We start from the raw sequence: 8,077 nt of genomic DNA, 5'->3' as shown, positions 1-8,077 counted from the left end.
GGTCCGGATCGACCTCCGGACTACCTGCGGACTCCCACAGCTGACCGCTCAGCAATTTGCTCATCCGTTGGACGTAGGACATGCGGCGCAGGTCGAGCCTGCCCATGTGGGTGTCGATCGACTCCTTGAGGTGTCCACCGATCTTGACGGGCAGGTCCCACTTGGTGATGAACTCGTCTTCGAGGACGTGGATGCCGCTTTCGCCGGCTAACAAACCCTTCCACGTGCTCTCAATGTCAGGCGCGATCGACGTCGTCGCCGTGACGGCGGTTACCACAACGCTGGGGTAACCGCCGTTAGCAGTGGAAGGCTTGGTCACTTGCTGTCCGCTTCCAGCCTCGCCTTGACGTTGGCAACCGCCTCGGGGTTCTCAGACTCGAGCTTGGCGCGCAGCGCGGCGGCGGCCTCGGGGTCCTCTTCCTCGAGCTTCTGGATGTAGGCGACGACGTCACCGACGGTACGCAGACCGGCGAGGTCCTCGTCGGGGATCTTGACGCCGTACTTGTCCTCGGTCTGCACCGCGATCTCGACCATCGACAGCGAGTCGATGTCGAGGTCGTCGACGAACGACTTCTCCGGGGTGATCTCCGAGGGCTCGATACCGGTGACCTCTTCGATGATCTCGGCGATACCGGCGATGATTTCTTCTTGACTGACAGTCACGTTCAGTTCCCTTCGTAATATGTTGTGTTACTGCTGATTTGACGTGCGGTATGCGGTTGTAGGGGCGGACAGGTTCGGCTTTGCCTTTTGGGTGGCAACGCACCCAGGGGTTTACAGTGCTGCCAACCCATCCAGGTCTGCGGGAGCCTTGACGGCGTGCGTCGGTACCCCGCGAAGTTCACGCTTGGCGATGCCGCTCAGGGCCCCCGCAGGCGGGAACTCGACAATCGCCTTGACATTGCGCTGACGCAAAGTCTCGCTGCACAAGTCCCACCGCACCGGGCGGGTCAACTGCGCGACAAGTTTTTCTATGGCGTCGGCGCCCGACGATACTGGCTGGCCGTCGCGGTTGGACAACAGAACGGCGGTCGGTTCCGCGGTCGCGACGTTCTCTACCGCCCCGGCATACCCGTCGAGAGCGGGCGCCATGAATTCGGTGTGGAAGGCTCCGGCGACGCCCAGCGCACGCACCCGGGCCTTCGCCGGTGGGTCTTCGGCAAGCTTGTCCAACGCGCTCAGGCGACCGGCGGCCACAATCTGACCGGCGGCGTTGCGGTTGGCGGGAACCAGGTCGAGCTGCTCGAGGCGTGCCAGCACCTCGGCTTCGTCGCCACCGAGCACGGCGGACATACCAGTGGGCTCATTGGCGCACGCTTTGGCCATCTCCGCGCCGCGGGTGGCGGCCAGAGCGACGGCGTCGTCGGCCGAGATCACACCGGCGATCGCATAGGCGGCGATTTCACCGACCGAGTGGCCCGCCACGATCAGGTCGTCGCCGGCGCCTGCGAGCACGCCGCGCCTGGTCAGCTCCTGGTGAGCCAGCAGCGTGGCCGCGACGACCAGTGGCTGGGTGACCGCAGTGTCGGTGATCTCTTCGGCCGACGCGGTGCTGCCCAGGCGAGCGAGGTCCAGACCGCTGACCGTCGACCACGACGCCATCTTCTCCGCGGCGCCGGGTAGTTCCAGCCACGGCGACAGCATGCCGGGGGTCTGCGATCCCTGTCCGGGCGCAAGCAATGCAATCACGTATTTAAGAGAACACTGTGAAGACGGTTTTGCGCGGTGTAACAGATTATGAACCTTGTCTTAGGTTTTTGTGGAAACTCCACAAAAAAGCCCGCGATGCGACGTATTCGATATCGTGCCGCGATGTGTCAGCCGGTTGCCCTCGTCTTGGATGGCGCGACCAGGTCCTTTTCCACCGTCGGCGTGACAGGCGTCACAATGTCGCTGGCCACGCTGGAGTGCTGGGCCTGGTACGCGAGGTGGCCCACGGTCGCGGCCACCCGAAGGACGTAGGCGTCGCGCGGCTGCGTGGGATCGCGGCCCGTGAAGTCTGCGATACGCCGCAGTCGGTAGCGCACGGTGTTTGGATGAACGAACAACTTGCGGGCGCAGGCCTCGATCGCACCGCCGCAGTCGAGATAGGCGTCCAGGGTCTCGGTGAGAGTGGGACCGGCGTCGGCAAGTGGCCGCATTACATCGGTGTGCAACGCCGCGATGGCCGACGCGTCGCCCATCAGGGCCCGCTCGGGCAGCAGTTCCCGGGCCAACACGGGCCGTGGCGCCCCCCGCCAGCCGGCCACGGCGTTCATCCCCGAGATAGCCTCGCTGGCGCTGTGGTAGGCCGCGGTCAGCATTGGGGCGGTCGGGCCGATCACCACCGGACCGTCGGAGAAGGCATCCAGCAGATCGCCGAACACCTTCTCGGTCGGCGTCAACTGACCGGACACGATCGCCACCAGCCAGGTGCCGTGCACGTCGGTGAGCGCGGCCCGGCCATGGTTTATCGCGATATCCCGAACATCCTGGCTGGCGTGGTTCGCCCGGCCCGGCGCCGGAATGCCCACCACCACCGTCGCCGGAGCGGTGGTGTCCCAATTCAATGCGGCCGCGCGGGACAACAGTTCGGGGCCGGTGTCGCCGCGCACCACCGCGTCCACCACGCTGGCCTCCATTCGGCTGTCCCACGTGCCCCGGGCCTCGGCGGCGTCGGCGTAGGCGGTGGCGGCACTGAAGGCCAGGTCGCGGCTGTACTTGAGAATGCCCACCGTCAGTGCGGTCAACTGTTCGTCAGAGCGGGTCAGCAGCGGAGCGACCTCTTCGAAGAACTCCATGGTCACCCGCATCATGTCCACCGAGTGGCGCAACGCGATCCGCCGGGTCAGATCCTGCGGCATCAGTTCGAAGGCCCTGGCGGTGTAGTTGACGTTGCTGCTCGGGTCGGTCATCCACTCCACGAAGTTCGCGACGGCGGTCTGCACCACCAGCGCCACGCTGGCTCGCTGGGAGGCTTCCAGCTCGGCGAAGAACGGCAACCTTTCCTGCATCGCCGACACCGCCTGAGTGGAGAACCGACCGGAATACTGCTTCAACCGGCGCAGCAGCGACTCCGGAACGCCGTCCAGCAGCTCGAGCGTCGACCGCGGCGTCGCAAACTGTTTGTCGTCCACTCCTAAAATCTACGCCCGTTTACTGGATGATTCCGCCAAAAGGCGCGCAATCGGAACCTGCGTGTCACGCGCCTGGACCGGGATCGGAAGTCTGTACCGGCGCGGCCTGGACGTCGTCGATGCGGTATTGGCGCGCAGCCGCGACCGGTACCGACGGGTCGATCTGGCCGCCGCGCGCCAGCGCTTCCAGCACCGCGACCACCTGAGATTCCGCGTCGGTGTTGAAGTAGCGGCGGGCGGCCGGCCGGGTGTCGGAGAAGCCGAACCCGTCGGTGCCCAGCGTGACGTAGGTGCCCGGGACCCAGGGCCGGATCTGTTCGGGGACCGCGCGCATCCAGTCCGACACCGCGATGATCGGCCCAGAGCATCCCGAAAGCGCTTTTGTGACGTAGGCCTGGCCCGTCGGACGGTCCGGGTGGCGCAGCTTCTGCTTTTCGATGGCAACGCCGTCGCGGTTCAGCTCGCCCCAGCTGGTCACCGACCACACGTCGGCGGCGACATCCCATTCGGCGGCCAGCATCTGCGCGGCTTGCAACGCCGAGGGCATAGCCACCCCGGAAGCCAGGATGTGGGCGGTGTTGGCACGGCTTTGGTTGGCGGGCTGATATCGGTAGATGCCGCGCAGCAGGCCTTCGGGGTCGAAGTTCTCCGGCTCGGCCGGTTGCACATACGGCTCGTTGTAGATGGTCAGGTAGAAGAAGACGTTCTCCGGGTTTTCCCCGAACATGCGGGCCAGCCCGCTTTCGATGATGTAGGCGATCTCGAAGGCGAAGGCGGGATCGTAGGCGACCACCGCAGGATTGGTGGCCGCCAGCAGCAGCGACTGGCCGTCGGCGTGCTGCAGGCCCTCGCCGGTCAGCGTGGTGCGCCCGGCGGTGGCCCCGAGCAGGAAGCCACGTGTCATTTGGTCGGCCGCGGCCCATAGGCCGTCGCCGGTGCGCTGGAACCCGAACATGGAATAGAAGATGTAGATCGGGATCATCGGCTCGTTGTGCGTCGCATATGACGTGCCGACCGCGGTGAACGAAGCGACGGATCCGGCCTCGTTGATGCCCTCGTGCAGGATCTGGCCGATTTCGCTCTCCTTGTATGCCAGCATCAGCTCGGCGTCGACGGCGGTGTAGAGCTGGCCGTTGCGGTTGTAGATCTTCAACGAGGGGAACCACGAGTCCATGCCGAAGGTGCGCGCCTCGTCGGGGATGATCGGCACGATGCGCGGCCCAATCTCCTTGTCGCGCAACAGTTCCTTGAAGGTGCGCACCGTTGCCATAGTGGTGGCCACTTCCTGGTGGCCCGAACCGCGCTTCAGCGCTTTGTAGACATCGCGGGTCGGCAGCGTCAGCGCCTTGGACTTGGTGCGCCGCTCGGGCAGGAAGCCGCCCAATGCGCGGCGCCGGTCGAGCAGATAACGGATCTCCGGGGCCTCCGGACCGGGGTGGTAGTACGGCGGCAGGTAGGGATCGGCCTCCAGCTCGGTGTCGCTGAGCGGGATCCGGATGGCGTCGCGGAAGTCCTTGAGGTCTTGCAGGGCAAGCTTTTTCATCTGGTGCGTGGCATTGCGGCCCTGGAAGTGGGCGCCCAGCGAGTAGCCCTTGATGGTTTTGGCCAGGATCACCGTCGGCTGCCCTTTGTGGTCGACGGCGGCGCGGTAGGCGGCGTACACCTTGCGGTAGTCGTGGCCACCGCGCTTGAGGTTCCAGATCTCCGAATCGGTCATCTGCTCGACGAGCGCCTTGGTGCGCGGGTCGCGTCCGAAGAAGTGGTCGCGTACGTAGGCCCCGTCGTTGGCCTTATACGTCTGGTAGTCGCCGTCGGGGGTGGTGTTCATCAGATTCACCAGGGCGCCGTCGCGGTCGGCGTGCAGCAGGGCGTCCCACTCGCGTCCCCAGACCACTTTGATGACGTTCCAGCCGGCCCCGCGGAAGAATGACTCCAGCTCCTGGATGATCTTGCCGTTACCGCGAACCGGGCCATCCAGGCGCTGCAGGTTGCAGTTGACGACGAAGGTCAAGTTGTCCAACGCCTCGAGCGCGGCGACGTGGGCCAGACCGCGGCTCTCCGGCTCGTCCATCTCGCCGTCGCCGAGGAAAGCCCACACGTGCTGGTCGGTGGTGTCCTTGATGCCCCGGTCATGCAGATAGTGGTTGAATCGGGCCTGGTAGATCGCGTTCATCGGACCCAGGCCCATCGACACCGTCGGGAATTCCCAGAAGTCGGGCATCAGGCGCGGATGCGGGTAGGACGGCAGGCCACCGCCGGGATGGCTGTGCTCCTGACGGAAACCGTCCATTTGGTCGGCGGACAGCCGGCCTTCCAGGAAGGCGCGTGCATAGATACCGGGGGAGGCGTGGCCCTGGATGAAGACGTGGTCGCCGCCACCGGGATGCGATTTTCCGCGGAAGAAGTGGTTGAAGCCGACTTCATAGAGCGCCGCAGACGACGCGTAGGTCGAAATGTGGCCGCCCACGCCGACTCCCGGACGCTGGGCGCGATGCACCATGATGGCGGCGTTCCATCTGATCCACGTCCGGTAGCGGCGTTCGACGTCCTCGTCGCCAGGGAACCACGGCTCCAGCTCGGTCGGGATGGTGTTGACGTAGTCGGTGGACGTCAGCGCCGGGATCGCGACCCGCTGCTCACTGGCACGCTCCAGCAGGCGCAACATCAGGTAGCGCGCCCGCGACGGCCCCGAGCGCTCCAGCAGGTCGTCGAAGGACTCCAGCCACTCAGCGGTCTCCTCCGGGTCGATGTCAGGCAGGTAGGACGCCACACCTTCGCGGATTACCCGCACCCGATCGGGTTCGCTTGCGCCGGTTGGGTTTTCCGCCAGATCGTGGCGTACGAACTCGGTAGTCAACTTACTACTCCTTGTTTGACGGGTCGTCCGCTTTTGGCTGATCTCGCCGTCGCCGATTGACGTCCTCGGTCCTGGGTCGGTGCTCGATCGGTCTTGTGGCCCGGTCGGGCCACCCCTATCGTGCCGCACCTTCGATCGCGCCGCGTAGTCCCCGTCGAAGCTGGCCCAAGGTGTTATCGGGTCGGCGGCCGAGGGCGGACCGAATCATGACCCGGTAACCTCACGAACCGTGCTGATCGGATGGCGTCGCGGCATACAGCCCGGATCTGTGAGACCGGCGTCTGTCCCGCCGGCCTCGGGCCGACTGCGGGTCGGAGCGCGGGCGATCGGCTGCGTGGCGACAATCCTGATGGGCATCGTCGGGTGTACCAGTGTCACGGATGGCGCGCCGACCGTCGACACCGCAATTGCCCCGGCGTACCGGGCGTCGGTATCCGCGTCGGTGTCCGCGTCGGCCGCGACGTCAAGTCTGCGGGAAACCCAACGTCAGCTGTCGCTGACAACCCAGGCCGTGGTCCGCGCGTGCGAGTCGTTTGCCGCCACCAGCAAAGACGCCGTCGACAAGGTGAATGACTTTGTCGCCGCGTACAACCAGGGCCAAGACACTACATCCAGCGAAGGTCCCGCCATCGAGGCCCTCAACCACAGCGCCGAACTGGTCGAAGGCAACTCCGGCGGCCCGCTGTCGCAGGATCTGCACCAGGCGCTGAACGCGTATGCCGACGCGGCGCGCGACCTGGCGAGCGCCATCCGTGCCCATGGGCAGATGGCAGAGTTCAATCAGCGCGTGAATCAGTTAAACGACACCAAGACCGAAGCCGTCAAGCTCTGCCGGGCGTCCCTATGAGATCGCCGGATGTGCAACGCTACGTGCTATGCGACGATGAATGCCATCGCGCGGCGTGCTGACGCTCGAGAGGCTCTGGAACTGACAAGGAGGTCGCACGGTGGTGGCGGCGGATGACGCCCCGAGCTATGCCCGCAAACTGGGCATCCAACGAGGGCAGGTTGTCCAAGAGTGGGGTTGGGACGAAGACACCGACGACGATATCCGCGGCGACGTGGAGGATGCGTGCGGTGGCGAGTTACTCGACGAAGACACCGATGAAGTCATAGACGTCGTGATGCTGTGGTGGCGTGACGGCGACGGCGACCTGGTGGACACCCTGATGGACGCGATCGCGGCGCTGGCCGACGACGGAGTGATCTGGGTGCTCACCCCCAAGACCGGCCGGCCCGGTCACGTGCTACCCGCGGAGATCGCGGAGTCTGCACCGACCGCCGGACTGATGCCGACGTCATCGGTGAATCTGGGGGACTGGAGCGCGAGTCGGTTGGTGCAGCCGAAGTCGCGCGCCGGTCGCCGCTGATGCTGACGGTCGGTTCTTCCGCACCGGACTTCACGCTGCGCGACCAGAACCGACAGCCGGTCACCCTGAGCGATTACCGGGGCGCCAAAAACGTGCTGCTGGTGTTCTTCCCGCTGGCCTTCACCGGCATCTGCCAAGGCGAGCTTGATCAGTTGCGGGATCATCTGCCCGACTTCGAGAACGACGACAGCGCGGCGCTGGCCATTTCGGTGGGGCCGCCGCCCACTCACAAAGTGTGGGCCGCCGAGAGCGGCTTCCTGTTCCCGGTGCTCTCCGACTTCTGGCCGCACGGCGCGGTCAGCCAGGCCTACGGCGTTTTCAACGACGACGCCGGTATTGCCAACCGCGGCACCTTCGTCGTCGACCGATCCGGGGTCATCCGGTTCGCCGAGATGAAGCAGCCCGGTGAAGTTCGCGATCAGCAACTTTGGACCGATGCTCTGGCCGTCTGCAAGGACTGAACGGTCACTCGCCGTTTTGGGTGCGGCGTGGTCGGGGCGGTATCTTTGCGCCGCACGGGCGCGTAGCTCAGTGGTAGAGCTCTGGTTTTACACACCAGCGGTCGGCGGTTCGATACCGTCCGCGCCCACCATTTTTTGTCGAGGTCAGCGCCATATCGCGATCCAATCGGGCTTGGCAAGTAACCCGCGCTCTGCCAAGAATGTGCCAACGGTTCTCAGCGCGGCATTCTCAGCGCGGCATTCTCAGCGCGGCAGGGTGAGGATTCAGCTTTC

At 65.4% G+C, this 8,077-nt stretch carries 8 protein-coding genes and 1 tRNA gene; 4 read left to right on the top strand and 5 right to left on the bottom strand.

What is annotated here, in order from left to right; translation table 11 throughout:
- From VNW74_RS20685 to aceE, 5 genes are all read right to left on the bottom strand, one after another.
- Positions 1 to 319 (bottom strand): beta-ketoacyl synthase N-terminal-like domain-containing protein (locus tag VNW74_RS20685; protein WP_325680233.1); only part of this gene is annotated, 319 nt, incomplete at its 3' end.
- Positions 316 to 663 carry a meromycolate extension acyl carrier protein AcpM gene (gene acpM, locus VNW74_RS20680; RefSeq protein ID WP_325680231.1) on the bottom strand — a complete coding sequence of 116 codons (348 nt, stop codon included), beginning with the start codon at positions 661 to 663 and terminating at the stop codon, positions 316 to 318. The genes acpM and VNW74_RS20685, both read right to left, overlap by 4 nt.
- Positions 664 to 774: 111 nt before the next feature.
- Positions 775 to 1,689 carry an ACP S-malonyltransferase gene (locus VNW74_RS20675; protein WP_325680229.1) on the bottom strand — a complete coding sequence of 305 codons (915 nt, stop codon included), beginning with the start codon at positions 1,687 to 1,689 and terminating at the stop codon, positions 775 to 777.
- Between the two features lie 128 nt (positions 1,690 to 1,817).
- A complete protein-coding gene (locus VNW74_RS20670) occupies positions 1,818 to 3,125 on the bottom strand; it encodes a PucR family transcriptional regulator (RefSeq protein WP_414686735.1) in 1,308 nt (435 codons plus the stop codon).
- A gap of 55 nt (positions 3,126 to 3,180) precedes the next feature.
- Positions 3,181 to 5,973, bottom strand: a complete 2,793-nt coding sequence (gene aceE, locus VNW74_RS20665; protein WP_325680225.1) for a pyruvate dehydrogenase (acetyl-transferring), homodimeric type — start codon at positions 5,971 to 5,973, stop codon at positions 3,181 to 3,183.
- A gap of 229 nt (positions 5,974 to 6,202) precedes the next feature.
- On the opposite strand from aceE, the gene VNW74_RS20660 reads away from it, so the two are divergent.
- The 4 genes from VNW74_RS20660 to VNW74_RS20645 all read left to right on the top strand — a co-directional run bounded on the left by VNW74_RS20660 (position 6,203) and on the right by VNW74_RS20645 (position 7,935).
- The gene (locus tag VNW74_RS20660) at positions 6,203 to 6,820 is read left to right on the top strand and encodes a hypothetical protein (RefSeq protein ID WP_414686734.1); all 618 of its coding nucleotides are present in this window, start codon (positions 6,203 to 6,205) and stop codon (positions 6,818 to 6,820) included.
- A 100-nt stretch (positions 6,821 to 6,920) separates the two neighbouring features.
- Positions 6,921 to 7,343 carry a DUF3052 domain-containing protein gene (locus VNW74_RS20655; protein ID WP_325680221.1) on the top strand — a complete coding sequence of 141 codons (423 nt, stop codon included), beginning with the start codon at positions 6,921 to 6,923 and terminating at the stop codon, positions 7,341 to 7,343.
- Entirely contained in the window at positions 7,343 to 7,804 is a 462-nt protein-coding gene (locus VNW74_RS20650; protein ID WP_325680219.1) for a peroxiredoxin, read from the top strand. Before VNW74_RS20655 ends, VNW74_RS20650 begins: the two co-directional genes overlap by 1 nt.
- A gap of 56 nt (positions 7,805 to 7,860) precedes the next feature.
- Positions 7,861 to 7,935: transfer RNA gene (locus VNW74_RS20645), tRNA-Val, on the top strand.
- Positions 7,936 to 8,077 lie beyond the last annotated feature (142 nt).

The organism is Mycobacterium sp. (genome assembly GCF_035570115.1).
Classification (GTDB): Bacteria; Actinomycetota; Actinomycetes; order Mycobacteriales; family Mycobacteriaceae; genus Mycobacterium.
This window is presented reverse-complemented; position numbering and strand designations above follow the sequence as displayed.

Excerpts from the sequence above, each read along its gene's own strand:
- VNW74_RS20650 (WP_325680219.1), top strand. The coding sequence starts at position 7,343 with ATGCTGACGGTCGGTTCTTCCGCACCGGACTTCACGCTGCGCGACCAG.